This window comes from Pseudomonas sp. 28 E 9 (assembly GCF_900004785.1).
GTDB lineage: Bacteria > Pseudomonadota > Gammaproteobacteria > Pseudomonadales > Pseudomonadaceae > Aquipseudomonas > Aquipseudomonas orientalis_A.
Map to the genome: position 1 here is coordinate 247058 of NZ_CVTK01000057.1, position 25696 is coordinate 272753.

Annotated in this window: 22 protein-coding genes; 9 read left to right on the top strand and 13 right to left on the bottom strand. The window is 62.5% G+C overall.

Features of this window, described 5'->3' with window-relative positions; genetic code table 11:
• Window positions 1–180: 180 nt before the first annotated feature.
• The 4 genes from edd (at window position 181) to BFQ00_RS25895 (ending at window position 5292) form a co-directional block, all read left to right on the top strand.
• Window positions 181–2007, top strand: a complete 1827-nt coding sequence (gene edd, locus BFQ00_RS25880) for a phosphogluconate dehydratase (RefSeq protein ID WP_065887564.1) — start codon at window positions 181–183, stop codon at window positions 2005–2007.
• Entirely contained in the window at window positions 2004–2960 is a 957-nt protein-coding gene (locus BFQ00_RS25885; protein WP_065887565.1) for a glucokinase, read from the top strand. Before edd ends, BFQ00_RS25885 begins: the two co-directional genes overlap by 4 nt.
• A 138-nt stretch (window positions 2961–3098) precedes the next feature.
• Window positions 3099–3833, top strand: coding sequence for a response regulator (locus BFQ00_RS25890; protein ID WP_065935139.1), 735 nt, complete (start codon window positions 3099–3101; stop codon window positions 3831–3833).
• A gap of 31 nt (window positions 3834–3864) precedes the next feature.
• On the top strand, window positions 3865–5292 hold the full coding sequence (locus tag BFQ00_RS25895) for an ATP-binding protein (protein ID WP_205929255.1): 1428 nt from the start codon (window positions 3865–3867) through the stop codon (window positions 5290–5292).
• Between the two features lie 121 nt (window positions 5293–5413).
• On the opposite strand, the gene BFQ00_RS25900 is transcribed toward BFQ00_RS25895, so the two are convergent.
• The gene (locus BFQ00_RS25900; RefSeq protein WP_065935140.1) at window positions 5414–6343 is read right to left on the bottom strand and encodes an AraC family transcriptional regulator; all 930 of its coding nucleotides are present in this window, start codon (window positions 6341–6343) and stop codon (window positions 5414–5416) included.
• Between the two features lie 328 nt (window positions 6344–6671).
• On the opposite strand from BFQ00_RS25900, the gene BFQ00_RS25905 reads away from it, so the two are divergent.
• Entirely contained in the window at window positions 6672–7013 is a 342-nt protein-coding gene (locus tag BFQ00_RS25905; protein ID WP_065887569.1) for a putative quinol monooxygenase, read from the top strand.
• A 41-nt stretch (window positions 7014–7054) separates the two neighbouring features.
• Window positions 7055–7300, top strand: a complete 246-nt coding sequence (locus BFQ00_RS25910; RefSeq protein ID WP_065887570.1) for a hypothetical protein — start codon at window positions 7055–7057, stop codon at window positions 7298–7300.
• 106 nt (window positions 7301–7406) lie between these two features.
• On the opposite strand, the gene BFQ00_RS25915 is transcribed toward BFQ00_RS25910, so the two are convergent.
• From BFQ00_RS25915 to BFQ00_RS25935, 5 genes are all read right to left on the bottom strand, one after another.
• On the bottom strand, window positions 7407–8039 hold the full coding sequence (locus BFQ00_RS25915; RefSeq protein WP_065935141.1) for a flavin reductase family protein: 633 nt from the start codon (window positions 8037–8039) through the stop codon (window positions 7407–7409).
• Between the two features lie 91 nt (window positions 8040–8130).
• Window positions 8131–9450, bottom strand: a complete 1320-nt coding sequence (locus BFQ00_RS25920) for an MFS transporter (RefSeq protein ID WP_065935142.1) — start codon at window positions 9448–9450, stop codon at window positions 8131–8133.
• Between the two features lie 272 nt (window positions 9451–9722).
• Window positions 9723–11048, bottom strand: a complete 1326-nt coding sequence (locus BFQ00_RS25925) for a sigma-54-dependent transcriptional regulator (protein WP_065935143.1) — start codon at window positions 11046–11048, stop codon at window positions 9723–9725.
• Complete coding sequence (locus BFQ00_RS25930; RefSeq protein ID WP_065935144.1) at window positions 11042–12808, bottom strand: ATP-binding protein; 1767 nt, start codon at window positions 12806–12808, stop codon at window positions 11042–11044. The genes BFQ00_RS25925 and BFQ00_RS25930 overlap by 7 nt, the downstream gene beginning before the upstream one ends.
• Before the next feature lie 175 nt (window positions 12809–12983).
• Window positions 12984–14507 (bottom strand): fumarate hydratase, encoded by a 1524-nt coding sequence (locus BFQ00_RS25935; protein WP_065887574.1) that lies wholly within the window; start codon window positions 14505–14507, stop codon window positions 12984–12986.
• 214 nt (window positions 14508–14721) lie between these two features.
• Here BFQ00_RS25935 and BFQ00_RS25940 point away from each other — a divergent pair, with 214 nt between their 5' ends.
• Window positions 14722–15654, top strand: a complete 933-nt coding sequence (locus BFQ00_RS25940) for an iron-sulfur-binding ferredoxin reductase (RefSeq protein WP_065935145.1) — start codon at window positions 14722–14724, stop codon at window positions 15652–15654.
• 597 nt (window positions 15655–16251) lie between these two features.
• Here BFQ00_RS25940 and pyk read toward each other — a convergent pair.
• On the bottom strand, window positions 16252–17703 hold the full coding sequence (gene pyk, locus BFQ00_RS25945) for a pyruvate kinase (RefSeq protein ID WP_065887576.1): 1452 nt from the start codon (window positions 17701–17703) through the stop codon (window positions 16252–16254).
• Between the two features lie 176 nt (window positions 17704–17879).
• On the opposite strand from pyk, the gene BFQ00_RS25950 reads away from it, so the two are divergent.
• Complete coding sequence (locus BFQ00_RS25950; RefSeq protein ID WP_065887577.1) at window positions 17880–18254, top strand: tetratricopeptide repeat protein; 375 nt, start codon at window positions 17880–17882, stop codon at window positions 18252–18254.
• Window positions 18255–18457: 203 nt separating this feature from the next.
• A complete protein-coding gene (locus BFQ00_RS25955; RefSeq protein ID WP_065935146.1) occupies window positions 18458–18817 on the top strand; it encodes a PilZ domain-containing protein in 360 nt (119 codons plus the stop codon).
• Between the two features lie 55 nt (window positions 18818–18872).
• Here BFQ00_RS25955 and BFQ00_RS25960 read toward each other — a convergent pair whose 3' ends face one another.
• The 6 genes from BFQ00_RS25960 to BFQ00_RS25985 are packed head-to-tail and all read right to left on the bottom strand — an operon-like array spanning window position 18873 to window position 25540.
• A complete protein-coding gene (locus BFQ00_RS25960; RefSeq protein ID WP_065935147.1) occupies window positions 18873–20204 on the bottom strand; it encodes a DUF58 domain-containing protein in 1332 nt (443 codons plus the stop codon).
• A 7-nt stretch (window positions 20205–20211) separates the two neighbouring features.
• Window positions 20212–21210 carry an AAA family ATPase gene (locus tag BFQ00_RS25965; RefSeq protein ID WP_065887580.1) on the bottom strand — a complete coding sequence of 333 codons (999 nt, stop codon included), beginning with the start codon at window positions 21208–21210 and terminating at the stop codon, window positions 20212–20214.
• A complete protein-coding gene (locus BFQ00_RS25970) occupies window positions 21207–22364 on the bottom strand; it encodes a DUF4350 domain-containing protein (protein ID WP_065935148.1) in 1158 nt (385 codons plus the stop codon). Before BFQ00_RS25970 ends, BFQ00_RS25965 begins: the two co-directional genes overlap by 4 nt.
• Window positions 22361–23890 (bottom strand): DUF4129 domain-containing protein, encoded by a 1530-nt coding sequence (locus BFQ00_RS25975; protein WP_065935149.1) that lies wholly within the window; start codon window positions 23888–23890, stop codon window positions 22361–22363. Before BFQ00_RS25975 ends, BFQ00_RS25970 begins: the two co-directional genes overlap by 4 nt.
• Window positions 23877–24851: a stage II sporulation protein M gene (locus BFQ00_RS25980; protein ID WP_065935150.1), complete on the bottom strand. Its 975-nt coding sequence runs from the start codon at window positions 24849–24851 to the stop codon at window positions 23877–23879. Before BFQ00_RS25980 ends, BFQ00_RS25975 begins: the two co-directional genes overlap by 14 nt.
• Window positions 24848–25540 carry an RDD family protein gene (locus BFQ00_RS25985; protein ID WP_065935151.1) on the bottom strand — a complete coding sequence of 231 codons (693 nt, stop codon included), beginning with the start codon at window positions 25538–25540 and terminating at the stop codon, window positions 24848–24850. The genes BFQ00_RS25980 and BFQ00_RS25985 overlap by 4 nt, the downstream gene beginning before the upstream one ends.
• Window positions 25541–25696: the final 156 nt, after the last annotated feature.

The following is a 25696-nucleotide window of genomic DNA, read 5'->3' on the forward strand; positions in this document are numbered from 1 at the left end:
TTATTCGCATAAAAATAGAAAACAAGCCTTTTTAGTGGCAATATTTTGTTCAATCTACAACGAGTGACCTGAATCAACTGGTCCGATGATCCAAACGACCCCCTGCCATCCCATGAGCCGTGGGCGTTTGATCAGCATAGACTCTCAGGTCGCCACATCCGTTAGCCTGGAGTTCTATACATGCATCCCCGCGTTCTTGAGGTCACCGAACGGCTTATCGCCCGCAGCCGCGCCACCCGCCAGGCCTACCTTGCGCTCATTCGCGGCGCCGCCAGCGACGGTCCGATGCGCGGCAAGCTGCAATGCGCCAACTTTGCCCATGGCGTAGCCGGTTGCGGCACCGAGGACAAAAACAGCCTGCGCATGATGAATGCCGCCAACGTGGCAATTGTTTCTTCATATAACGACATGCTCTCGGCGCATCAGCCGTACGAACATTTCCCTGAACAGATCAAAAAAGCCCTGCGCGAAGTCGGCTCGGTCGGCCAGTTCGCCGGCGGCACCCCGGCCATGTGCGACGGCGTGACCCAGGGCGAGCCGGGCATGGAACTGAGCCTGCTCAGCCGTGAAGTCATCGCCATGTCCACGGCGGTAGCGCTGTCCCATAACATGTTCGACGCCGCGCTGATGCTGGGCATCTGCGACAAGATCGTCCCCGGCCTGATGATGGGCGCGCTGCGCTACGGTCACCTGCCGATGATCTTCGTGCCCGGCGGGCCGATGCCGTCGGGTATCTCCAACAAGCAGAAGGCCGATGTGCGCCAGCGCTACGCCGAAGGCAAGGCCAGCCGCGAAGAGCTGCTGGAGTCGGAGATGAAGTCCTACCACAGCCCCGGCACCTGCACCTTCTACGGCACCGCCAACACCAACCAACTGTTGATGGAAGTCATGGGCCTGCACCTGCCGGGCGCCTCGTTCGTCAACCCGTACACGCCGCTGCGTGATGCATTGACCCGCGAGGCCGCGCACCAGGTCACGCGCCTGACCAAGGCCAACGGCAACTTCACGCCGATCGGCGAGATCGTCGACGAAAAATCCATCGTCAACTCAATCGTCGCCCTCAACGCCACGGGCGGGTCGACCAACCACACCCTGCATATGCCGGCCATCGCCATGTCGGCGGGCATCATCCTGACCTGGCAGGACATGGCCGACCTTTCCGAGGTGGTGCCGACCCTGTCCCACGTGTACCCGAACGGCAAGGCCGACATCAACCACTTCCAGGCGGCGGGCGGCATGTCGTTCCTGATCCGTGAACTGCTCGAAGCCGGCCTGCTCCACGAAGACGTCAACACCGTGGCGGGCAAGGGCTTGAGCCGTTACACCCAGGAGCCGTTCCTGGTCGACGGCGAACTGATCTGGCGCGACGGCCCCATCGAAAGCCTCGACGAAACCATCCTGCGTCCCGTGGCCCGTGCGTTTTCGCCCGAAGGCGGCCTGCGTGTGATGGAAGGCAACCTGGGCCGTGGGGTGATGAAAGTGTCTGCGGTCGCACCGGAGCATCAGGTGGTCGAAGCCCCGGCGGTGGTGTTCCAGGATCAACAGGACCTGGCCGATGCCTTCAAGGCGGGCCAACTGGAAAAAGACTTCGTTGCGGTGATGCGCTTCCAGGGCCCGCGCTCCAACGGCATGCCCGAATTGCACAAGATGACCCCGTTCCTGGGCGTGTTGCAGGACCGTGGTTTCAAAGTGGCGTTGGTAACAGACGGGCGTATGTCCGGCGCCTCGGGTAAGATTCCCGCCGCGATCCACGTCAACCCCGAAGCCCAGAGCGGCGGGCCGCTGGCACGGGTCCAGGATGGCGATATCATTCGCGTCGATGGCGTCACCGGCACCCTGGAGCTTAAGGTGGACGCCGACGTATTTGCAGCGCGTACGCCTGCCACCGGCCTGTTGGGCAATAACGTGGGCGCCGGTCGCGAGTTGTTTGCATTCATGCGCTTGGCCGCAAGCTCCGCAGAGCAGGGCGCCAGCGCCTTTACCTCTGCCTTGGAGACGCTTAAGTGAAGTTAGCGCTGGTCGGTGATATCGGCGGTACCAACGCCCGTTTTGCGTTGTGGCGGGATCAGGCATTGCATTCGATTCGTGTGCATGCCACGGCGGACTACGCCAGCCCTGAAGACGCGATCAGGTTCTATCTGGCGGAAGAAGGCTTGAATATCGGCGATATCGGCGCAGTTTGCCTGTCGGTGGCCGGGCCGGTGAGCGGCGATGAATTCAAGTTCACCAATAATCACTGGCGCCTGAGCAAGACCGCGTTTTGCCAGGCGTTGCAGGTGGATGAATTGCTGCTGGTCAATGACTTCTCGGCCATGGCCCTGGGCATGACCCGCCTGCAGCCCGACGAATTCCGCGTGGTGTGCGAAGGCACCCCGGAACCGTTGCGCCCGGCGGTGGTGATCGGCCCGGGCACCGGCCTGGGCGTCGGCACCCTGCTGGACCTTGGCGCAGGGCGCTTTGCGGCATTGCCGGGGGAGGGCGGCCATGTCGACCTGCCCCTGAGCAGTGCGCGCGAAACCCAGTTGTGGCAGCACATCCACAGCGAAATCGGCCATGTCAGCGCCGAAACCGCCTTGAGCGGCGGCGGTTTGCCGCGCCTGTACCGGGCGATCTGTGCGGTGGACGGCCACACACCGGTGCTGGACACGCCCGAAGCCATCACGGCGGCGGGCCTGGCCGGCGATCCGGTGGCGATGGAAGTCCTGGACCAGTTCAGCATCTGGCTGGGCCGGGTGGCGGGCAACAACGTGCTGACCACCGGCGGGCGTGGTGGCGTGTACATCGTGGGCGGGGTGATACCGAGGTTTGCCGACTTCTTTATCAACAGCGGTTTTGCCAGGAGCTTCGCCGATAAAGGCTGCATGAGCGACTACTTCAAGGGCATCCCGGTATGGTTGGTGACGGCACCGTATTCCGGGTTGACCGGGGCGGGTGTGGCGCTTGAGCAGGCATTTGCCTAGGCTGTGAGGGCCTCATCGGGGGCAAGTCGAATCGTCGCACCGCCCCTCCCACATTTGAAGGTATTCACAACTCGATAGGTGGGAGGGGGCTTGCCCCCGATGAGGCCCTCAAGAACACCCCATAACAAGGAGGACCCCGTGAGCGCAATCAGTAAATCCATTCTCCTCGTCGACGACGACCAGGAAATCCGCGAATTGCTGCAGACCTACCTCAGTCGCGCCGGCTTCCAGGTCCGTGGCGTGGCCGATGGCGCGGGGTTTCGCCAGGCGATGAGCGAGGCGCCGTGCGACCTGGTGATCCTCGATGTGATGTTGCCGGATGAAGACGGTTTCAGCCTCTGCCGCTGGGTTCGCCAGCACCCGCGCCAGGCGCAGGTGCCGATCATCATGCTCACCGCCAGTTCCGACGAAGCCGACCGCGTGATCGGCCTGGAACTGGGCGCCGATGACTATATCGGCAAGCCGTTCAGCCCCCGCGAGTTGCAGGCGCGGATCAAGGCGCTGCTGCGTCGCTGCCAGTTCGGCCAGGAACGCAGCAGCGGCGGCGAAGTGCTGGTGTTCGACGAATGGCGCCTGGATACGGTCAGCCACCGCCTGTTTCACGTGGACGGCGAAGAGGTGATCCTCTCCGGTGCCGACTTTGCCTTGCTCAAGCTGTTTCTCGACCACCCGCAACAGATCCTCGACCGCGACACCATCGGCAACGCCACCCGTGGCCGCGACCTGATGCCGTTGGACCGTATCGTCGACATGGCCGTCAGCCGCCTGCGCCAACGCCTGCGCGATACCGAGAAACCTGCGCGACTGATCCGCACCGTGCGCGGCAGCGGCTATCAATTGGCAGCCAGCGTGGTTGCCGGCAATGCCCACTGAACACCTGAGCGAACGCCGCCGCCGTTTTCCCGTGCCACGCTCGTTGCTGGGGCGCATGTTGCTGCTGACCTTGCTCGCCGTGTTGTTCGCCCAGGCGCTGTCCAGCGTGATCTGGCTCTCGCAGCTGCGCGCCACGCAGTTGGAAGGCCTGGTCACCAGCGCCCGTAGCCTGGCGCATTCGATGACCGCCAGCGTGAGTTACTTCCGTTCATTGCCGGTGGCCTATCGCCCGCTGGTGCTCGACCAGTTGCGCAGCATGGGCGGCACGCGTTTTGTGGTGACCCTCAATGATCGTCCGCTGGACATGCAGGTATTGCCCGAAACCCCGCGCAAGCAGGCGGTGCTGGTGGCTGTGGACGACGTGTTGCGCCAGACCCTCGGCGCCGATGTGCATATCTCGGTGGAGTTCGTCAGCGCCGAAGACCTGCGCATCTTCAATGCCGGCCTCAAGCTCGACGAACTGCCGCGCTCCTGGGCCCACTACGCGCTGACCCTGGAGCCGGTCAACCCGCCGGTGCTGGTCACCCAGATTCAGCTGGCGCAGGGGGAATGGCTGTACATCGCCTCGCTGTTGCCCGAACCCTACACCAGCCTTGAAGAGCAGGGCCTGCCCGCCCAGCAGGTGTGGTTTATCGTGTTGACCAGCGGCTTCCTGCTGCTGTTTATCGGCCTGCTGGTGCATTGGCAAAGCCGACCGCTCAAGCGCCTGGCGCGGGCGGCGCGGGACATGTCCCTGGGCGCGGATGTGGAACCGGTGGCCGAAGGCGGCGGCAGTGAAGTGGTGGAAGTGGGGCGTGCGTTCAATGCCATGCGTGAGCGCATCAGCCGCTACCTGACCGAGCGCAGCCAGTTGTTCAGCGCCATCTCCCACGACCTGCGCACACCCATCACGCGCCTGCGCCTGCGCGTGGAGCTGCTCGACGATGAGAACCTGCAGACCAAGTTCGGGCGTGACCTGGATGAGCTGGAATTGCTGGTCAAGGGCGCGCTGCAATGCGTGAAAGACACCGATATCCACGAGAACATCCAGCCGGTGGACCTCAACCACGTCCTCGAATGCCTGGTGGAGCCCTACCTTGCGCCCAACGGCAACGGGCGAGTGACCCAGCATGGGCAGGCCCTGGCCACCTACCCGGGCAAGCCGCTGGCGCTCAAGCGCTGTATTGGCAACCTGATCGACAATGCGCTGAAATACGGACAAAACGCCCATTTGCACATCGAGGACGATGGCGCCGAGTTCATCCTGCACGTGGACGACGAAGGCCCCGGCGTGCCGGAACAGCGCCTGGAACAAGTGTTCGAGCCCCACTTTCGCCTGGCCGGGCAGCAGCAGGGCTATGGGCTGGGGTTGGGCATTGCGCGCAACATTGCCCACAGCCATGGGGGCGAAGTGAGTTTGCAGAACCTGCGCGAAGGCGGCCTGCGCGTCACCCTGAAGCTACCCCGCGGATTGGACTGACTGAACGCGGACCAATGTGGGAGGGGGCTTGCCCCCGATAGCGGTGTATCAGTCAGCTCATTTGCAACTGACCCACCGCAATCGGGGGCAAGCCCCCTCCCACATTTTGAAACTCATTGTGTCAGATGCTTTGGCGCAAGCGGGCCAAGTCGCGCAAGGGCGGCGCACCAAACAACCGGCTGTACTCCCGGCTGAACTGCGACGGGCTTTCATACCCCACTCGATACCCCGCCGCCGAGGCCTCCAGCCCTTCGGCAATCATCAGTCGCCGAGCTTCCTGCAGGCGCAGCTGTTTCTGGTATTGCAGCGGGCTCATGGCAGTGATCGCCTTGAAGCGGTGGTGCAGCGTCGAGACGCTCAGGTTCACTTCCCGGGCCAGGTCATCGATGCGCAGCGGCTGTTCGTAGTTGCCGTTCAACCACTTGATCGCCTGGCTCACCCGGTGGCTCTGGCTGTTGGCGACGGCAATTTCATACAGGCGATAGCCCTGGGGCCCACGTAACAAACGGTAGAGAATTTCGCGGCTGATCAGCGGCGCAAGCATCGCGATATCTTTGGGCGTATCCAGCAGGCGGGTCAGGCGCAGCACGGCGTCGAGCAGTTGATTGTCGATGCGGTCGACGTACATGCCACGGGACGTGGGACGCGACGGCACGCCCATCGGCCCGGCTTCGGCAATCAATGCGGTGAGCTGGGCCGGGTCGATATTGATGCGCACCGACAGGTTGGGGTCTTCCGGCGTGGCCTCGATAATCCGCCCGGCCACCGGCATGGCCACCGAGAACACCAGATAGTTGAGCGGGTCATAGGCGAAGATTTCATCGGCCAGGCGCACTTCCTTGCTGCCACTGGCGAGGATGCACAATGCCGGCTCCACCAGCACCGGCATGAAGTCGCGCGGCGTGTTGTGGCGGTTGAGGTACAGCGAGGTGATCGCCGTGCCGTAGGAACCGTCTTCCCAGGTATGGCGGTGCACGATGCTGGCCAGTTCGGCACGCTGCTTTTCCATCTCGGCATCGAGAGGCGTGGGCTTAAGGTCGGGCGACGACATGAGGCGTCCTCTACACGCGGGTTTGATGGGGCTCAGCTTAGCGGTGGAGTTGCAAACAGTGTTACGTCGATTCTGCACAATCCTTGCCTGATCCTGCGGCCTTTCGTGAATCAGGCAAGCAAAGCGCCTGTCATGTCCCTGAAACAAGCCGCTCGGGCGTGGAATAAAACGGCTGCGCAAGCGTCCTGCCTACGCTTCTCGCAGGATTGTGCAATAAGCCTGCAGGAATTGACTAACCGCGCCCTACCCTGCGCCGCTATCTTTGATCCTGTGGCAACACGCCCTCACAGTGCTTGCCGAGCATCACTTCTCAACGGGAGAGTCGAACATGTCCACCCCCATTCCCGCGAGCCATATGGCCTTTATCCGTGCCCGTAACGGGTGCAGCACCGAGCTGGGTGCACGCTTGAGCAGTTTGATCGAACCGGGCCGACAGGCTCAGGGTTGCCTGCAATTTTCGTTGCAGCATTCCCAGGTCGACCCCGATGTGTGGTTGGTCACAGGTTTATGGAGCAGCGAGCAGGCGATGAGCGCCTACTTCAATTCCCCGGCCCTGATGATCTTCACCGAGTTGTTGAACGACATGGTCGTGCGCAGCATGGACTTCCAGACCTTCACCGACGCATCCGCCGTCAACGCCTACGGCGAGTACCTGCAACTGGCCGGTTAGGGGTTAGAATGGCCGACTTTTCATTGGCCAGGACCTGCAACATGGCACGTAAACAGTTTGCCCACCACGAAGCCGTTTCCGCCGTCGTACCGGGAGAGAGTGGCTACAGCGCCGCCGTTGCCGTCAAGGCACTCGATGGCATGGGCGCTCCGAGGTTTCACAAGATCCTGGACGGTCAGACCTTCAAGACCGCGTCCGATGCCGATGATGCGGCGGCGGTGGAGCTTGAGCGCCTGGTCGATGTGGATGCGGAAGGCCAACTGGTTTGGGCGCCTGCCGCTGACTAAATGTGGGAGGGGGCTTGCCCCCGATAGCGGTTTGTCAGCCAGCAAATTTGCAACTGATACCTAGTCATCGGGGGCAAGCCCCCTCCCGCATTTGATTGCATTTCAGTCAGGGTTTTGTGGCGCCTGGTCGGTACATTTTGAACAGCGCTTCAGGGCCTAACTGGAAATAATCCGCCGGGCCGCCACCGCGCAGAATCGGCTCGGCGGCTGCCGTGTCGTAGATCCCATCCTTGAGCAGCCATTTGGCGATATGCACCGCGACCACTTCGCCCAGCACCAGCCAGCTGGGGACCAATTGCTGGTCGGCGCGTTGCAGCTGGATAATCTGCGTCACCTTGCATTCGAACGACACCGGGCTCTCGCCCACTCGCGGTACGCCGACGACTTTCGAAGCCACCGGCGTCAGGCCGGCCAGTTCGAATTCATTCACGTCCGGCGAAACAGCCGCGCAACTCTGGTTCATCCGCTCGGCCAGCGGGCGGGTCGCCAGGTTCCACACAAACTCGCCGGTCTGCTCGATATTGTTCAGGCTGTCTTTACGCCCGACGCTGGAAAACCCAATGATCGGCGGGACGTAGTTGAACGCGTTGAAGAAACTGTAAGGCGCCAGGTTCAGGCGACCTTCGCGGTCGTGTGACGAGATCCAGCCGATCGGACGTGGGCCGACGATGGCATTGAACGGATCATGGGGAAGGCCGTGGCCGTTGGCGGGTTCGTAGAAGTGGATATCGTCGGACATGGGCCGGTCCTGCTCTCAATTCTGGAGCCCACATCATATCCAATGTGGGAGGGGGCAAGCCTCCTCCCACAGGTTTTATCTCATCATCCAGTTAGTCGGTGGTGATCCGCGAATGCTTGCGGGTGTCTTTCATGGTCACATAGACCAGCAACGACACCGCAATACACGCGGTCACGTACCAGTAGTAGCCGGTCTCCATGCCGATGCTCTTGAACCACAAGGCGATGTATTCAGCGGTACCGCCGAAGATCGACACGGTCAGGGCATACGGCAGGCCAACGCCGAGGGCGCGGATTTCGGTCGGGAACAGCTCGGCTTTGACCACTGCATTGATCGAGGTATAGCCGCTGACGATGATCAGCGCGGCCATGATCAGGAAGAACGCGCCCCACCAGGTCTGGATGGTGTGCAGGGTGGTGAGGATAGGCACGGTGAACAGGGTGCCGAGGACGCCGAAGGCGATCAGGATCGGGCGCCGGCCAATCTTGTCCGACAGCCCGCCTACCAGGGGTTGCAGGCACATGAACAGAAACAGCGTCGCCGCCGAGATAGTGGTGGAATCGGAGATGCTCATGCCGACGGTGTTCACCAGGTATTTCTGCATGTAGGTGGTGTAAGTGTAGAACGCCAGGGTGCCGCCCATGGTCAGGCCGACCACGGTGAGCAGTTCCTTGGGGTGGCGCATCAAGGTGCGCATTGCGCTTTCCTTGGCTTTTTCCTTCTTGGTGAACGACTCGGTCTCTTCCATGCCGCGACGCAGATACAGCGCCACCACTGCACACAGGGCGCCGATGGCGAACGGAATGCGCCAGCCCCAGGCATACAGCTGTTCGGTGGTCAGGGTTTGCTGCAGCACGATCAGCACGCCCAGCGCGATGAGCTGGCCGGAGATCAGGGTGACGTACTGGAAGCTGGAGTAGAAACCGCGGCGTTCGCGGGTCGCCATCTCGCTGAGGTACGTGGCGGAGGTGCCGTACTCGCCACCTACCGACAGCCCCTGCAGCAAGCGGGCAAATACCAGCAGGATGGGCGCACCGATACCGATGAGTTCATAGCTTGGGCTCAGGGCGATCAACAGTGAGCCGAAGCACATCAGGTAGACCGAAGCCATCAGGGCTTTTTTACGCCCGACTTTGTCGGCGTAGAGGCCCATCAGCCAGCCGCCGATAGGGCGCATCAGAAAACCCACGGCGAAGATCGCGGCGGTGTTGAGCAATTGGGCGGTGGTGTCGCCTTTGGGGAAGAAGGTCTTGGCGAAGTACAGCGAGAAGGCGGCATAGACGTACCAGTCATACCACTCGACCATGTTGCCGACGGAGCCGCTGAAGATCGATTTGATCCGGCTGGAGGTCGTGCGTTCTTTCGCCGGCGCAGCAGCCGACCCCAGAGGCAAGGTATTGGAGTTATCCATTGAAGGATCCTTCATCTAGTTGTTTTTATGAAGCGTGCCTGAGCACTGCCTGGCTTGGGCTATAGCAGAAGCTGTGCCATGTGGATGAAGGCCCGGGATAGAAGGGTTGCGAGGTTTTTTTGAGCGGAAAGTCGCTGATGGTTTTGGGGGGATGAGCGGAAATCCGCTTATGGCTGCGGGCGCCATCGGGGGCAAGCCCCCTCCCACACTTGGATGTGTTCACAAATCAAAATGTGGGAGGGGGCTTGCCCCCGATGGCGATCGGAAGGCCGCTAGAGAAACATCTCCCTTACCAATCCATGCCGCTGCATCTTTTCATTGAGGGTGCGGCGCGGCAGTTGCAGCTCCGCCAGCACCGCCTTGATATCGCCTTTATGCCGGGCCAGCGCAGCTTTCAGGCAATGCGCCTCGAAGGCTTCCTGTTGCGCCGCCAACGATTGCCCGGCCTCGACACCTTCAGGTTCCGGCTCTCCAAGCCCCAGCACCTGGCGCTCGGCAACGTTCGCCAGCTCACGTACGTTGCCCGGCCAGTCATGGCTGAGCAGGCGCCCCAACTGCGGCCCGCTCAAGGGCTCGACCTGGCGGCCCAAACGCTCGGCAGCGCTTTGCGCAAAATGTTCATACAGCAACGGGATGTCTTCGCGGCGCTCGCGCAGCGCCGGCAGGCGCAGTTGCGCGACGTTCAGGCGATACGCCAGGTCTTCGCGAAAACGCCCGGCACGGGCCTCTTCCAGCAGGTCCGGCTTGGTGGCGGCAATGATGCGCAAATCCACCTGGATGCTTTGATTGGAGCCCAATCGCTCCAGCTTCTGCTCCTGCAGCACCCGCAACAATTTCACCTGTTGGGCCAGGGGCATGCTTTCGATTTCATCGAGGAACAGCGTGCCGCCGTGGGCATATTCCAGCTTGCCGATACGCTTGCCCTGGGCGCCGGTGAACGCGCCGCTTTCATGGCCGAACAACTCGGCCTCGAACAACTGCTCGGGAATGGCCGCGCAATTGAGCGCGACAAACGGCTTCTTCGCCCGTGGGCCGAAATCATGCAGGCAGCGGGCGACCAATTCCTTGCCGCTGCCGGTCTCGCCACGGATCAACACATTGACCGGCAGCGTGGCCAAGTCCAGCACCTGGCGGCGCAGGTTCTGCAGACTGCGGGACACCCCCAGCAGGCTGGATTCGAGCTGGGCGCGGTGGTCGGCCTGCTGATGCAAGCGGCGGTTTTCCAGGACCAGGCCGCGTTTGTCGAGCGCTCGACGCAGGCTATTGAGCAGGGTATCGGGGCTGAAGGGTTTTTCCAGGAAGTCGTAGGCGCCGTCGCGCATGGCGTCGACGGCCATGGGGACATCGCCATGGCCTGTGAGCAGGATGACCGGCAGGTCGGCATCGCGCCGCTGTACTTCAGCCAGTAACTCCAGGCCGCTGAGGCCGGGCATACGCACATCGCTCAGGATCACGCCGGGGAAGTCCCTGGGCAACTGCGCCAGGCATTCTTCGGCACGGCTGAACAGCTGCACCTCGAAACCCGACAGGCTCAACCATTGTTCGACGGCCGTACGAATGCTGGCTTCGTCATCAACCACAATCACCGCGTTCAACATAGATCGGGCGTCTCCAGCGCGACAGGCAAGGTCAAGGTAAACACTGCGCCGTCGCCCCGGTTGCCGGCGATCAGGCGTCCGCCCAGTTCGTGCACGATAGCGTAGGACACCGCCAACCCCAAGCCGAGCCCGTCGCCCACCGGCTTGGTGGTGAAGAAGGGGTCGAAGACGTTGTTCAAGTGCTCTTCGGCAATCCCGCCACCGCTGTCGCTGACGCTTAACTGCCAGAGCTGCTGGTCGGCGTGCAAACGAATCTCCAGGCGTTTGCGCGGTTTGTCGGCCATGGCATCCAGGGCGTTGCGCAGCAGGTTGATCAACACCTGTTCGAGGCGAATCGCGTCGCCGCGTACCCAGGCAGGGCGGGTCAGGTCCAGCGCTACGCCGATATGTTCATCGCGCAGGCGCGCGTCGAGCAGGTGCAGGGACTGGTCGACCACGGTGGCCAGGTCCAGGCGTTCGCGCAGGCCGCTGGGGCTTTTGCGGGCGAAGGTCTTGAGGTGGCCCGTCAGCGCCGCCATGCGCGTGAGCATGTCGTCCAGCGGTGTGAGTGCCTTGTAGGCATCGTCCACGCGGCCGTGGTCGAGCAACAGCCGCAGCGTCGCCAATTGCATGCGTTGCGCGGTCAGCGGTTGGTTGATTTCGTGGGCAAGAGCAGCGGACATCTGCCCCAGCGCCGCCAGTTTGGCCGACTGCACCAGGCCATCCTGGGCGGTGCGCAGAGCCTGGGTGCGCTCCTCCACCAATTGCTCAAGCTCTTCGCGGCTGCGTTGACGCAGGCGCGCCAGGCGCCAACGCTGGCTCAGGAACAGCACAAGGAACACCAGGGCCAGCCACGAACCGGCGGCGGCAAGGCCGGCGTTGCGCTGGTCTTCCAGCGGGAACTGGGGTTTGCGCAGCAGGTGCAGGGTCCAGCCTTCGGCCTTGAGCGGCAGCGACTCCCAGATGTAGTTGGCACTGCCGTCGGGGCCGTTGACGCGCATCAAGTGGCTGTTGTCGTCGAAGCGTTGCAGGGTGCGGGTCTCCAGCGGCTGCAGTTGTTTCTTGTCGTATTGACGGGTGGCCTTGAGTTCAGCCAGGTCGCTCTCTGACAACGGCCGCAGGTTGCGATAGCGCCAGCCCGGCTGGTTGGCGATAAACACAATGCCGCGTGCATCGCTGACCAGCAGCAAGTCATTGCCCTGGGCCCATTCGCGTTCCAGTTCGGGAAACTCCAGCTTGACCACCATGGCGCCGAGGAACTGCTCGTGCTCATCGACCACCGCACTGGAAAGGAAGTAGCCCGGGATGCCGGTGGTCACCCCCACGGCATAAAAGCGCCCGGTGCCCTGGCTCAGGGTCTGGCTGAAATAAGGCCGAAATGCGTAGTTGTGTCCCACGTAACTGCTGGGCAGCTTCCAGTTGCTGGCGGCCACGGCCAGGCCGGTGCGGTCCATCAATTCCAGGGTGGACGACTGCGCGGCGCTGTTGATGCGCTCCAGTTTGCGGTTGAGCAGGTCCTGGGTGCCGGAATCCAGCGGGCCCTTCAAGGCGTTGATCATCTCCGAGTCCAGGGCCAGCACGGCGGGCAGGGCGCGGTAGCGTTCGATCAGGGTGTGCAGCGAGTTGGCATACAGCGCGAGCTGCTGGTTGGCGCGAGCGGCATCGTCCACCAGGGCCTGGCGTTCGGCATGGCGCGTGGCCAGGGCGGCAGCCAGCACGGCACCGGCGATGATCAGCAGGGAATAGAACGTCAGGCGCAGGGGGCGAGGGATCGCGATCATACGATGATGAACAGGCCGGTAAGGGGCGAGCACCATACCATGAGCCATTGGGTAGTGCAGTGAGGGGGCTTGTGTGGGAGGGAGCAAGCCCCCTCCCACATTTGACTGCACTCATCATGAAAAAAGGCGACTGGGCCGTGGGGCCGCAGTCGCCTTTATCCTTGGAGGGAGGTGCTTACTGCACTTCCACCGCCAGGCTCTCACTGATCTTCTTCTGCCAGATGGCAGGACCGGTGATGTGTACCGACTCGCCGTTGCTGTCCACCGCAACGGTGACCGGCATGTCCTTCACGTCGAACTCGTAGATCGCTTCCATGCCCAGTTCGGCGAAAGCGACGACGCGCGATTTTTTGATGGCTTGGGCCACCAGGTAAGCGGCGCCGCCTACGGCCATCAGGTAGACGGCCTTGTGGTCCTTGATCGCTTCGATAGCGGTCGGGCCGCGCTCGGATTTGCCGATCATGCCCAACAGGCCGGTTTGTTCGAGGATCTGACGGGTGAACTTGTCCATCCGCGTCGCGGTGGTCGGGCCTGCCGGGCCAACCACTTCTTCGCGCACCGGATCAACCGGGCCGACGTAGTAGATGAAGCGACCCTTGAGGTCCACCGGCAGGGTCTCGCCCTTGTTCAGCATCTCGACCATGCGCTTGTGCGCGGCGTCGCGACCGGTGAGCATCTTGCCGTTGAGCAACACGGTTTCGCCCGGCTTCCAGCTCTGCACTTCTTCCGGGGTCAGGGTGTCGAGGTTGACGCGACGGGCCGATGGGCCGGCCTCCCAGACGATCTCCGGGTAGGCGTCCAGCGGTGGCGCTTCCAGCGATGCCGGGCCTGAACCGTCGAGCACGAAATGCGCATGGCGGGTGGCGGCGCAGTTGGGGATCATGCACACCGGCAGGGAAGCGGCGTGAGTCGGGTAGTCCATGATCTTCACGTCGAGCACGGTGGTCAGGCCACCCAGGCCCTGGGCGCCGATGCCCAGTTGGTTGACCTTCTCGAACAGCTCCAGGCGCATCTCTTCGATACGGTTCTGCGGGCCGCGCTTCTTCAACTCATGGATGTCGATGGATTCCATCAACACTTCCTTGGCCATCACCGCGGCTTTCTCGGCGGTGCCGCCGATGCCGATGCCGAGCATGCCCGGTGGGCACCAGCCGGCGCCCATGGTCGGAACGGTCTTGAGCACCCAGTCGACGATCGAGTCGGACGGGTTGAGCATGGCCATTTTCGACTTGTTTTCGGAACCACCGCCCTTGGCGGCCACGTCCACTTCCACGGTGTTACCCGGGACGATGGAGTAGTGGATCACCGCCGGGGTGTTGTCCTTGGTGTTTTTGCGCGCGCCTGCCGGGTCGGCGAGGATGGATGCGCGCAGGACGTTTTCCGGCAGGTTGTAGGCGCGACGCACGCCTTCGTTGATCATGTCGTCCAGGCCCATGGTGGCGCCATCCCAACGTACGTCCATGCCCACGCGCACGAACACGGTGACGATGCCGGTGTCCTGGCAGATCGGGCGATGGCCGGTGGCGCACATGCGCGAGTTGATGAGGATCTGGGCGATGGAGTCACGGGCCGCCGGCGATTCTTCGCGCAGGTAGGCCTCGTGCATCGCCTGGATGAAATCAACCGGGTGGTAGTAGGAAATGAATTGCAGGGCGTCGGCAACGCTCTGAATCAGGTCGTCTTGCTTGATCACGGTCATGAGTCGCGCTCCTCTATAAGGGAACATTCAATAAAGGTGGCTTCAGTGTTGCATCGGTCGGCTGAAGCCACCTTCCACAGGCACGCCATTGGTGCAGGCGCGACGCTAAAAAGGCGCGGCAGTATAACCCGTGGCGGTGGCCGATACACCCGACTATGGTCAAACTGTCGCAGGCATGATTCCCTGTGCGCGTCCCTTCTGATAGAGCCTTTATATGCCTGAACTGCACGTCGGCGAACGCCACTGGTCGGTCGCCACCGGCAGCAACCTGCTGGATGCCCTGAACCAGGCAGGTGTGGCCGTGCCCTACAGTTGCCGCGCCGGCAGTTGCCATGCCTGCCTGGTACGTTGCCAGGGCGAGGTTCAGGACCGCCAACCTGACGCGTTGAGCCCGCAGCAACGCCAGCACGGTTGGCGCCTGGCGTGCCAGTGCCAGGTGGTTGGCGATCTGCAGGTCGAAGCCTTTGATCCTGTGCGCGATGGCGTGGCGGCGCAGGTGGTGGGTGCCGATTGGCTGACGGCGTCGGTGCTGCGTCTGCGCCTGCAACCGCAGCGCGGCCTGCGGTACAGCGCGGGGCAGCACTTGGTGTTATGGGCGGGGCAGGTGGCGCGGCCATATTCCCTGGCGAGTTTGCCGCAGGAGGATCCGTACCTGGAGTTTCATCTGGATTGCCGTTTACCCGGCGAATTCAGCGATGCGGCGCGGCAGTTGAACCTGGGGGATTGTCTGCGCCTGGGCGAGTTGCGCGGCGGGGCGCTGCATTACGATCCGGACTGGCAGGCGCGACCGCTGTGGCTGCTCGCCTCCGGTACCGGGCTGGGGCCCTTGTGGGGGGTGTTGCGTGAGGCGTTGCGGCAGGATCACCAAGGTGCCATTCGCGTGGTTCATCTGGCGCATGATGCTGATGGGCATTATCTGGCCGGGCCCCTGGCGGAGCTCGCCGCGCAGTATTCCAACCTGACGGTGGAGCTGTGGACGGCGGCGCAGTTGGACCAGGCATTGGGGCAACTGCGGCTTGTTTCGCGGCAAACTCAGGCTTTACTGTGCGGGCACCCTGGCAGTGTCGAGGTGTTTGCCAAGCGTTTGTTTTTGGCGGGGTTGCCGCGTAGTCAGTTGCTGGCTGATGTGTTTGTGCCTCGTGGTTGAGGGGGGACGCGATTAACTGTGGGAGGGGGCTTGCCCCCGATGGCGGCCTCTGGGCCGACCAGGATTTTGTGTCGAGCCTGGCCCAAATGTGGGAGGGGGCTTGCTCCCGATGGCGACCTCTGGGCCGACCAGGATGTTGGATTGGACCGAGTACATATCCGTTTCTGCGGTAACGGCTGCTAATGGTTCCGCTTTTACAGCGGCTCACTTTTGAAAAGCGCAAAAGTAAGCAAAACGCTCTTGCCCCACCACTCGGCACCTCGCTTAGGCTCGGTGTGCCCGTAATCCGCCATGGATTTGGGGGGCCGCCGCCACGCGCCATCCATGGCGCGGGGCGGCTAAACCGGCATCCCTGCCGGTTTACCCCCCAAATCCATGGCGAATTCCGGCCAGCGTGGTTTAACGGGGCGCCTAAGATCAAAAGCGAGATCAAGAGCAAGAGCGACTCGCTTCGCATCGTGGTTACGGTTGAGCGCTACAGAGTTGTGTAGATACCTTTGCCCCGATGAGGCCTGACGGTGCAACACCTCGACCGGCATTTGAAATGAAAAAGCCCCGCCATTCTCATGGCGGGGCTTTTGTTTTTTTGCGTGTCACTCAGTACTGCGGGTCGCCTACGTGCAGGATCTTCATGCCATTGGTGCCACCGGTGGTGTGGTAGCTGTCGCCTTTAGTCAGGATGACCCAGTCGCCTTTCTCTACGACGCCGCGTTTGACCAGTTCGTCGATGGCTTTCTGGCTGACTTCGTTGGGTGCCAGCGAGGCCGGATCGAAGGGGATGGTGTACACGCCGCGGAACATCGCCGCGCGGGCCTGGGCTTCGCGGTGAGGGGTGAACGCGTAGATCGGCACCGAGGAACGGATGCGCGACATGATCAACGGCGTATAGCCACTTTCGGTCAGGGCGATGATTGCCTTGACGCCCGGGAAGTGGTTGGCGGTGTACATGGCCGCCAGGGCGATGCTCTGGTCGCAGCTTTCGAAAACCTTGCCGATGCGGTGGCTGGAGGTCTTGCTGGTGGGGTGCTTTTCAGCGCCGACGCAGATGCGCGCCATGGCCTGGACGGCCTCCAACGGGTACGGGCCGGCGGCGCTTTCAGCCGAGAGCATCACGGCGTCGGTGTAGTCGAGCACGGCGTTGGCCACGTCGGACACTTCGGCGCGGGTCGGCATCGGGTTCTGGATCATCGACTCCATCATCTGGGTCGCAACGATCACCGCTTTGTTGTGGCGGCGCGCGTGCAGGATGATTTTCTTCTGGATGCCGATCAGCTCGGCGTCGCCGATTTCCACGCCCAGGTCGCCACGGGCAACCATCACGGCGTCCGACGCCTTGATCAGGCCATCGAGGGTTTCGTCATCGGCCACGGCTTCGGCGCGTTCGATCTTCGCCACGAGCCAAGCGGTGCCACCGGCTTCGTCGCGCAGTTTACGGGCGTATTCCATGTCGGCGGCGTCGCGCGGGAAGGACACGGCGAGGTAGTCCACTTCCATCTCGGCGGCGAGCTTGATGTCGGCCTTGTCTTTTTCAGTCAGGGCCGGCGCGGTCAGGCCACCGCCGCGACGGTTGATGCCTTTGTGGTCGGACAGCGGGCCGCCGATGATCACGGTGCAATGCAGTTCGGTCGGGGTCGCGGTGTCGACGCGCATGACCACGCGGCCGTCATCGAGCAGCAGTTCGTCGCCGACGCCGCAGTCCTTGACCAGGTCCGGGTAGTCGATGCCGACGATGTCCTGGGTGCCTTCAGTCAGCGGATGGCTGGTAGAGAAGGTGAATTTGTCACCGATCTTCAGCTCGATCCGCTTGTTGGCGAATTTGGCGATACGGATCTTCGGGCCTTGCAGGTCACCCAGCAGCGCCACGAAACGACCGTGTTTGGCGGCCAGGTCACGCACCAGCTTGGCGCGAGCCTTGTGCTCGTCCGGGGTGCCGTGGGAGAAGTTCAGACGGGCAACGTCCAAACCAGCCAGAATCAGCTGTTCGAGGACTTCCGGCGAGTTGCTGGCCGGGCCAAGGGTGGCGACGATTTTGGTACGACGGACGGACATGCACAGACTCCTGAGTTCAAGCGCTGGGGAAGGCTACTATGCTCTTTCGTTGTAGTCATTGTTCGTTTGCACTACTTATTGACGAACGGCTTGTTTTTGCTGAGGTTGAAAAGACGAACAGCCTTGAAGATTTTCGGCGCGGGGTCGATACACTGCACAAGACAGGAGAACCCCCCATGCGAATTTTGCTCGTTGCTGCCCTGGCCGTCAGTGTTGTCGGCTGCACCCGCTGGTCAATGGACCACCATTTGAACAACGCTTACCGTGCCTATGGGGTGGGCGATTGCGCGCGGGTCACGCTGGAGTTGTCCCAGGTCGACCGCGAGAGCCGCACCCGTCGTTATGTGCAACCCGAGGTTTCGATGCTGCGCGGGCAGTGCCTGGAGCGGCAGAAGCTGTTCGTCGATGCCGCGCAAACCTATCAATTCATCATCAGCCAATACCCGTCCAGCGAGTACGCTTATCGCGCCCGTGCCCGGCTCGATACCTTGCGGCAGTTGGGGCATGACTCCGGCGCAAGTGTGGCGCAACCGCGGCCGACTTCTTTGTAATGATATTTGTCGTTTGATAACTGGCCTGTTGCCAGTCTTGAGCTATTCTTTGAATGCATATTTGTACAACTTTCTATTCGAAAGAATGCAACCCGGGTTCGGTAGCTGTCTCGTGACGACGACCGTTTGTCACACCGATATCCAGGGAGGGCGGGCGATGGGCTCGTTCCGAATCACTGGCTTTATGGGATGGCGACTTCACCATGTTTATCGAACGACGGATCGAACGGCATCAACTGCCTTATTTCTTGCAGGTGTTCAATCGGCTTACGGACAAGCCAATCGGTTTTCTGGGCGACGTTTCCGAGGACGGGTTGATGCTGATCAGCCATTTACCGATGATGATCGGTGCAGACTTCGAGCTGCGCTTGAAGATTCCCGGGCCGCACGGCGAATTCCAGGCTGTCGATCTTACCGCGACCTGCCTGTGGAGCCGGGAAGACGTCAACCCGCAGCATTACGACTCGGGGTTCCGCGTGCTTCAGTCATGCGAAGAATACGCACAGCTGATCAGCGCCTTGTTGCATTACTTCAGTTTCGATCCGCTGCAGGCATCCGCCTGAACGGCGAGTGCAGTCGGCTACGGCGGCCGTGTCCACCGTCGCCATGCGCTTGCGTTCAGAACACGCCGGCTTTTTTCCAGCGCAGGTAACGCGTCACCAGCGCGGCGCCCAATGTTGACGGCAAGCTATCCAGCACGGTCAGCCCATGGGCACCCAGGCGGTCATGCAACTGGTTACGCATGTTGAGGTAGTCAATTGCGCCGCTGTAGGCCAATGCTTCGGGCAGGGTTTGTACCGGGGCCTGGCGCAGTTGATCGAGCACTTCCTCTCGCAAACTCGCGATCAGCACCCGATGGTGCCGACCAATGCGCTTGATCGCACTCACCAGTGCTTCATCGTCTTCATCACGCAGGTTGGTGACCACGATCACTAATGCGCGCCGTGTTTGCCGAGCCAGCAATTGGCTGGCGGCGGCCTCGTAGTCGGCTGTCTTGCGTGTGCTGTGCAAGTCATAGACGGCATTGAGCAAGACGTTCAACTGACCGCTGCCCTTGACCGGCGCCAGGTAACGCGGCTGGTCGCTGGCAAAGGTACACAGCCCGACTGCATCGCCTTGGCGCAAGGCGACGTAACTCAGTAACAGACAGGCATCCAGAGCGTGGTCGAAGTGGGACAACTCGTCGTCCTGGCTGCGCATGCGCCGGCCGCAATCGAGCATGAACACAATCTGTTGGTCACGTTCATCCTCATATTCCCGGGCAATCGGCGTGCGTTGTCGTGCCGTGGCTTTCCAGTCGATCTGACGCAGGCTGTCACCGTCGCGAAACTCGCGTAATTGATGAAACTCCAGGCCCGGTCCACGCCGCTGATGCTGGCGGACACCCAGTTGGCTCAGCCAGTTATCCACCCCCTGCAACTGCGCACCGGATAAGCGTGCGAAGTCCGGGTACACGCGAGTGGCGTCCGGGACGTCGAGCCAGCGCCGCGCCGACCACAACCCCAGGGGGCTGGGCAGATGGATTTCGCAGCGGCTGAAGCTGAAATGTCCACGTCGCACGGGGCGCACACGATAGCCCAGTTCACCACGCTCGCCCGGACGCAGCAAAATGGATTGCGGCAGGTTATCCACAACCAGCCCGTCGGGCACGTGATCGAACACCTGCACGGTCAGCGGCTGTGGATAGTCGTGTTCCAGTGACAGGCGCACTTCTCCCCAGCGCCCCAATGCCAGGCTGCCGGGCAGTGTCCTGCGCACACGTACCGAAGGGCGGCGGCGTAACCGTATGGCGTCGAGCATCGCCAGCACCAGCAGGGCCAGTAGCAGGCCCCAGGCGATTGCGTGCAAGGTCTCGGGCACCTTGACCTGCAAGGCCATCGACGCGCCCAGCAGGATACTGAGGGCCAACAGGACACCCAGCCAGGTCAGGAACAGACGGGTCGGTTTCATGCCGGCGTTACTGCCTGGGGGCCGCAATCTGGTCGAGCAACTGCTTGATCACCTGGTCCACTTCCAGGCCATCGATGTCCAGTTCGGGCGCGAGCCGTACGCGGTGACGCAGCACCGCCAGGGCGCATCCCTTGACGTCATCCGGGGTCACGAAGTCGCCGCCGCGCAACAGCGCACGGGCACGGGCGCCGCGAATCAGGGCGATAGAGGCCCGTGGGCCTGCGCCGATGGTCAAGCCCGGCCAACTGCGCGTGGCCCGCGCCAGGCGCACGGCATAGTCGAGCACCTGTTCATCCAGAGGCATGCCGCTGGCGATCTGCTGCATCTGTACCACGTCTTCGGCCTGCAACACGGTACGCAACGGTTGCACATCGAGCATGTCGGCCCTGGATGAGCGCGTCACTTCGCGCACCATGTCCACTTCCTGCTGCGCGTCGGGATAGTCCATGCGCACCTTGAGCATGAAGCGGTCCAACTCGGCTTCGGGTAACGGGTAGGTGCCTTCCTGCTCGATCGGGTTCTGGGTGGCAAGCACCATGAACGGCGCGCCGATGGGCAATGCCTCGCCCTCCAGGGTGACCTGGCGCTCCTGCATGGCTTCGAGCAGTGCCGCCTGGGTCTTGGCCGGAGCGCGGTTGATTTCGTCGGCCAGTAACAAGTGGGTGAACAACGGCCCCTTGCGCAGCTTGAACTGTTCGGTCTGCAGGTCGTACACCGCGTGGCCGGTGACATCGCTGGGCATCAGGTCCGGCGTGAACTGGATGCGCGCGAAATCGCCGCCGAAACAACGGGCCAGCGCACGCACCAGCAACGTTTTGCCAAGACCGGGTACACCCTCCAGCAGCACATGGCCACCTGCAATCAACGCGGTGAGCACGTCATCGATCACCGCGTCCTGGCCAATCACTGCCTTGCGTAATTCAATGCGCAGGGCCTGGGCCTGTTGCGTGGCGTTTTGGACAGTCTGTTCTGCGGTCAGGGTTGTAGCCGTTGGAGAGTCGCTCATAGGGCATTCCTGAGGGTTTGCAGGCACGCCACCTGTTGGCTGAAATCGGCGCTGGAGAGCCGTTTCAGCGCAGGTGCGCCGAGTGCCTGGCGGATGATAGGGGAGGGTTGTTGCGTCAGGTGTTCCAGCACCTGACATTGTTCTGCCATGTCGAGGTGTTCAAAGCCGGGGTGACGGCGCCGGGCGGCGCGCAATAAATCCTGCTGCAAGGCTTGCAGCAAGGCGCCCTGGCCGCTGCGGCGTAGCAGGAAGTCGGCGCTGGCGCGCAAATGCTCCTGTAGCTGTCGACGCGCCTTGGGCGCGGGTGCCTGGATCGGGCCCTGGCGCATGCCGGCGTGCCAGAGTGCCAGGGCAAGCAGTGCGACCAGCGCGACGAGGGCCTGGGGGAAGTAACGGACAAGCAGGGTCAGCAGGTTGTCCGCGCCGCTGTTGAACAGCAGGGTGACGTCGGTGCCCTGGTTCAGGTACCACAGCAGCCAGGCATTGTCGTGTTTGCCGATGCTCGGGGTTTTCCACAGGTCGCTGTCGGTGAGCACCGTGACGCGGCCTGACCCGAGGTCAACTTGCATCAGATGGCTGGACTTGGCGCTGTTGGCTGAAAACTGCGCCAGGTGCCTGGGGTCGGTAAGGTTGAAGTCGGTGTCAAAACTGAAATACGCCGGCGCGGTTTCATTGTCGACATACAGTTTAGTGAGGTCCGGCGCGATCTTTTTGCGCGGCGCCGCCGGCTCGTCGAAGTCATCGCTAAGGGTTTGGTGAAGATTGAGACGATCGAGCAGCAGGTCGCCGCTTTTACCGGTCTCTTCATCCCATAACGCCTCGGCCACCAGTAACAGGTGCCCCCCGGCTTTTGCCCACGCCAGCAGTTGTTCGACCTGGCCTGGGGTCATGTTGCCACGCTCCCCCAGCAACAGCAGGCTATGGCCTGGGGCGGGCAGATCGGCAAGCCGCTCGAGCCCGTTGGCATGTGTTACCGCCAGGTCTTGCCGGCGCAGGAAGTCCTCCGCCGCGAGGTAGGGGTTGGCCAGTGCGTCCGGCGATGGGCCACGATCCACAACCTCCTCATAGGGAATTGCCTTGTGCCAGGCATACAGGCCGCCCGCTCCCAACAGGCAGGCCAGCAGTGCGGCAATCCACAGTAATGGCCGTTTCATTGGCTGGCCCTGCTACTGAAGAGTGCGCGCCAATCGCTGCACAGCTTTTGCTGGGCGGTGCCGGGAGGCAGTCGATGGCCATAGGCAAGGTTTTGCCAGTGAGCGGTCAATTCGCGGCTGAATGCCAGCAACTGCGGTTGCTGCAACTGATGAACACGCTCCAGTACCTGGCCCTCGGTGTCGGCACTTTTGAGTGGCAGGTCGAACTCATGCAGCAGCCGGCTGAGCAGGCCGCGATACAGCAGGCCGAGGGCTTCCCGCGGGCGGGTGGGCCATAGCTGTTCGGCGGCGCTGGCGATATCGTCGGGCAATGTCTCGACCCCCAGTTCCAGGCCGAACAATTGGGCAGGCGCAGGTCTTGCGGTGATGGGCTGAGGTCGCCGCCTGCGGCTGACAAATGTGCGCAGCCATTCACGGTAGCGCCACACCACCAGGGCCAGCCCGCCAATCACCACGCTCCATAGCAGTATCTCCAAGCCTTGGGCCACGTGCCTGAAGGTGTTGCTGTTGAGGTTGTCGAGCAATTGCTGGAGCCAGGCAGGTAATTTACCGTCCCCGTGGGCTTTGCGGGGCGTGGCGGGTTTTTCCTCGCCAAAACGATAACGGGTGACGGTTTGCGGATTCTTGAACGGCGGTTTTTCCAATAGCGCCTTGATCGATTGGCTGGCCGCCTGGGTGCCGAGGGGCTTGGGCTCAGCTGTCTGATCGGCCAGCGCCGAAGGGCTCAGTTGCACCAGCGTGAGCCCGACGACCAGCAGCAACAGCGGCGCGACACCGCTCAGGCGTTGGCGCAACCGGCGAAACACCAGTTCCAGGTCCCAGGCTTCCAGGACGGTGCGACGGTTGAGGTACAGGCTGAAACCGCAGGCGACGTAGATGGGTTCCCAGAACACCAGGACCAGCGCGTAGAACGCGTTGCTCAGGTGTTCCAGCCACAGCCCCTGCGGGCCTGTCGCCAGTACCAGCCGCTGCCAGTCCCACTGCAGTTCAACCTGCTCGGGGATGAACAGATAGAACAGCGCCATGCACCCGAACCATAGGCCGATCTCCAGATGCACCCCGATGATCGTCAGCCAGCGCGCGGCGCCTGCATTACGCTGTTGCAGTATGCCCAGGCGCTGTTGACGCAATGGCCCATCCAGGCCTTCGAGCTGGCTCACCGGCAGCATGAAGCTGCGGCTCAGGCTCAGCCGGCGCCAGGTCAGGCTGGCGAACAGTTGCCCCCTGAGCAGGCGTGGCCACTGGCGAACGGCCTGTTTCAGGCTCGGGGTTTCACCAAACAGGGCCTTGGAAAGAATGTACAACGGCAAGCGTTCGAAGGCGGGCTTGAGCCACCAGAACAGGAATAAGGCGTAAGACGGGTACTGCCACAGCAGCGCGGTGAGCAGCAGGAACACAGGCAGGCTGACCAGGGCCCAACTGCCCATCAGCACTGCACGATGTTCCCGGGCCATCAGTACGCCGAGGTCCATGGCTTCCCAGGAGGTACGCGGGCGGATGACCACGCTGGCGTCAGTCAGGCGCATGGCGAGTCCGGCCGGCGAAGATCAGGTAGGCGGCCACCAGCAGCCATAGTGCGCTGCCCACCAGGTATTTGATCCAGGGCGCAATGCTTGTGGTGGATGACCAGTAGGCTTCGATGAACGCTGCGATCAGCAGGAACACCATGACTCCGCAGAGCATCTGCACGCTTTTGCGGGCCGCCAGGCGCAGGGATTCGCTACGTGCCAACGGCCCTGGCGCGATCAGTGACCAGCCCAGTTGCAGGCCCGCCGCACCGGCCAGTGCGATGGCGCTGAGTTCGAAGGCACCATGGCCGATCACGAATGACCAGAAGGTCTGGCCGTAGCCGATTTCACTCAGGTACCCGGACACCGCCCCGATGGTCACGCCGTTGAAGACCAGGAAGAACACGCTGCCCAGGCCGAACAGCAAACCGGCGGCAAAGGTCTGGAAGGCGATGCCGATGTTGTGCATCACGTAGTAGCCAAACATCATCCAGTCTTCGCTGGAGGCGCGTTCGGCCGCGCGGCCCAGGCGACTGGCGGCGGGGTCGTACATGCTTTGCATCTCGGCCACCTGTTGCGGGCTGACGATGCTGTAGATCAGGTCGGGAAACAGGTAGACCAACAGGGCTATGCCCAGCAGGCTGCCAAAGAACAGCAGGCTGGCGATCAGCACGAACCGCCATTGTTCGCGTACCAGGCGCGGGAAATCGGCGAGGATGAAGGCCACCACGTTCGCCGTCGTTTGGCTGCGATGGCGATACAGTTGCTGGTGGCCGCGCAGCGCCAGTTGTTGCAGGCGGTCCACCAGGTAACTGCTGTAGCCGCGCTCCTGGGCCAGGGCCAGGTGTTGGCACAGGCGTCGATAGTGATAAGGAAAGTCGGTCACCTCGCAGGCTTTGCCTCGCTCCAACTGTTTCAGTTGTTCGGCGAAAGTCTGCCATTGCTGCTGGTGCCGGCTTTCAAAAAGGCTCTGCTTCATGTCGGCCCCAACAAACCACGGGCCACACCGTTAAGTTGCTCCACGGCGCGAGCCGGGGACACCTGCAAGGGCGCCGCAAGGATTGCAGCCAGTTCGTGCACCCGCTCGGCAGACAGGTCGGCCTGGCGTTCGGCGAAACCGAGGATTGCGCGCTGTTCGCTCAACGCCAGCGCGAAGGGCAGGCGCAGGGCGGCTGCCTGAGGTAGGGGCGGACGGGCCAGCGACTGTTCGCGGTAGACCACCAGCGTGCCCGCTGCGAGGTCGCCGAGCCGCTTGAAGTGCGCATGTTGCAGGCAACTGATGGCGCCGAAGAAGTAGCCGAAGGGCAGCATGTCGACAAACCGCAGCAGGTTGCGGATCAGTGACGCCGACCAACCGATGGCGGTGCCGTCGTCCTGTACCACCCGCAGGCCCATGACCTGCTTGCCGGGCGAGCAGCCCTGGTTGAGCACTTCGAACAGCACCATGTACCACCAACTGACCAGGAACAGCAGCAGCGCGCCCAGGCCGAGGCCGAGGTTGCCAAGCAGCGCGAGGGGCACCAGCAGGATGCCCATGATCACGCCACGCGCGAGCAGATCGAAGGCGTAGGCCAATGCCCTTGGCGCAAGGCCGGCAGGGCGCAAGGGCAGGTCGATACCCTCGGGGGTCTCGATCTGGTAGCAGGTATCCAGAGGAGCTGTTGGCATTGCGATCCTTGGCAGTGCGAAGCGACTGTGAGACACGGATGCTAGCAGTGTCGAAGCGGGAAGCAACCCTTCAAGATTTTACTGGATGTTTGTCCAGTAAGGTATCGCTGGCCCCTGGCCCCCTGCAGCGCCTAGACTTTGCCGGTCTTCAGCACA

Coding starts and splice junctions, on each gene's coding strand:
- edd (WP_065887564.1), top strand. CDS start 181: ATGCATCCCCGCGTTCTTGAGGTCACCGAACGGCTTATCGCCCGCAGC.
- BFQ00_RS25900 (WP_065935140.1), bottom strand. CDS start 6,343: ATGTCGTCGCCCGACCTTAAGCCCACGCCTCTCGATGCCGAGATGGAA.
- BFQ00_RS25905 (WP_065887569.1), top strand. CDS start 6,672: ATGTCCACCCCCATTCCCGCGAGCCATATGGCCTTTATCCGTGCCCGT.
- BFQ00_RS25910 (WP_065887570.1), top strand. CDS start 7,055: ATGGCACGTAAACAGTTTGCCCACCACGAAGCCGTTTCCGCCGTCGTA.
- BFQ00_RS25915 (WP_065935141.1), bottom strand. CDS start 8,039: ATGTCCGACGATATCCACTTCTACGAACCCGCCAACGGCCACGGCCTT.
- BFQ00_RS25920 (WP_065935142.1), bottom strand. CDS start 9,450: ATGGATAACTCCAATACCTTGCCTCTGGGGTCGGCTGCTGCGCCGGCG.
- BFQ00_RS25925 (WP_065935143.1), bottom strand. CDS start 11,048: ATGTTGAACGCGGTGATTGTGGTTGATGACGAAGCCAGCATTCGTACG.
- BFQ00_RS25930 (WP_065935144.1), bottom strand. CDS start 12,808: ATGATCGCGATCCCTCGCCCCCTGCGCCTGACGTTCTATTCCCTGCTG.
- BFQ00_RS25935 (WP_065887574.1), bottom strand. CDS start 14,507: ATGACCGTGATCAAGCAAGACGACCTGATTCAGAGCGTTGCCGACGCC.
- BFQ00_RS25940 (WP_065935145.1), top strand. CDS start 14,722: ATGCCTGAACTGCACGTCGGCGAACGCCACTGGTCGGTCGCCACCGGC.
- pyk (WP_065887576.1), bottom strand. CDS start 17,703: ATGTCCGTCCGTCGTACCAAAATCGTCGCCACCCTTGGCCCGGCCAGC.
- BFQ00_RS25950 (WP_065887577.1), top strand. CDS start 17,880: ATGCGAATTTTGCTCGTTGCTGCCCTGGCCGTCAGTGTTGTCGGCTGC.
- BFQ00_RS25955 (WP_065935146.1), top strand. CDS start 18,458: ATGTTTATCGAACGACGGATCGAACGGCATCAACTGCCTTATTTCTTG.
- BFQ00_RS25960 (WP_065935147.1), bottom strand. CDS start 20,204: ATGAAACCGACCCGTCTGTTCCTGACCTGGCTGGGTGTCCTGTTGGCC.
- BFQ00_RS25965 (WP_065887580.1), bottom strand. CDS start 21,210: ATGAGCGACTCTCCAACGGCTACAACCCTGACCGCAGAACAGACTGTC.
- BFQ00_RS25970 (WP_065935148.1), bottom strand. CDS start 22,364: ATGAAACGGCCATTACTGTGGATTGCCGCACTGCTGGCCTGCCTGTTG.
- BFQ00_RS25975 (WP_065935149.1), bottom strand. CDS start 23,890: ATGCGCCTGACTGACGCCAGCGTGGTCATCCGCCCGCGTACCTCCTGG.
- BFQ00_RS25980 (WP_065935150.1), bottom strand. CDS start 24,851: ATGAAGCAGAGCCTTTTTGAAAGCCGGCACCAGCAGCAATGGCAGACT.
- BFQ00_RS25985 (WP_065935151.1), bottom strand. CDS start 25,540: ATGCCAACAGCTCCTCTGGATACCTGCTACCAGATCGAGACCCCCGAG.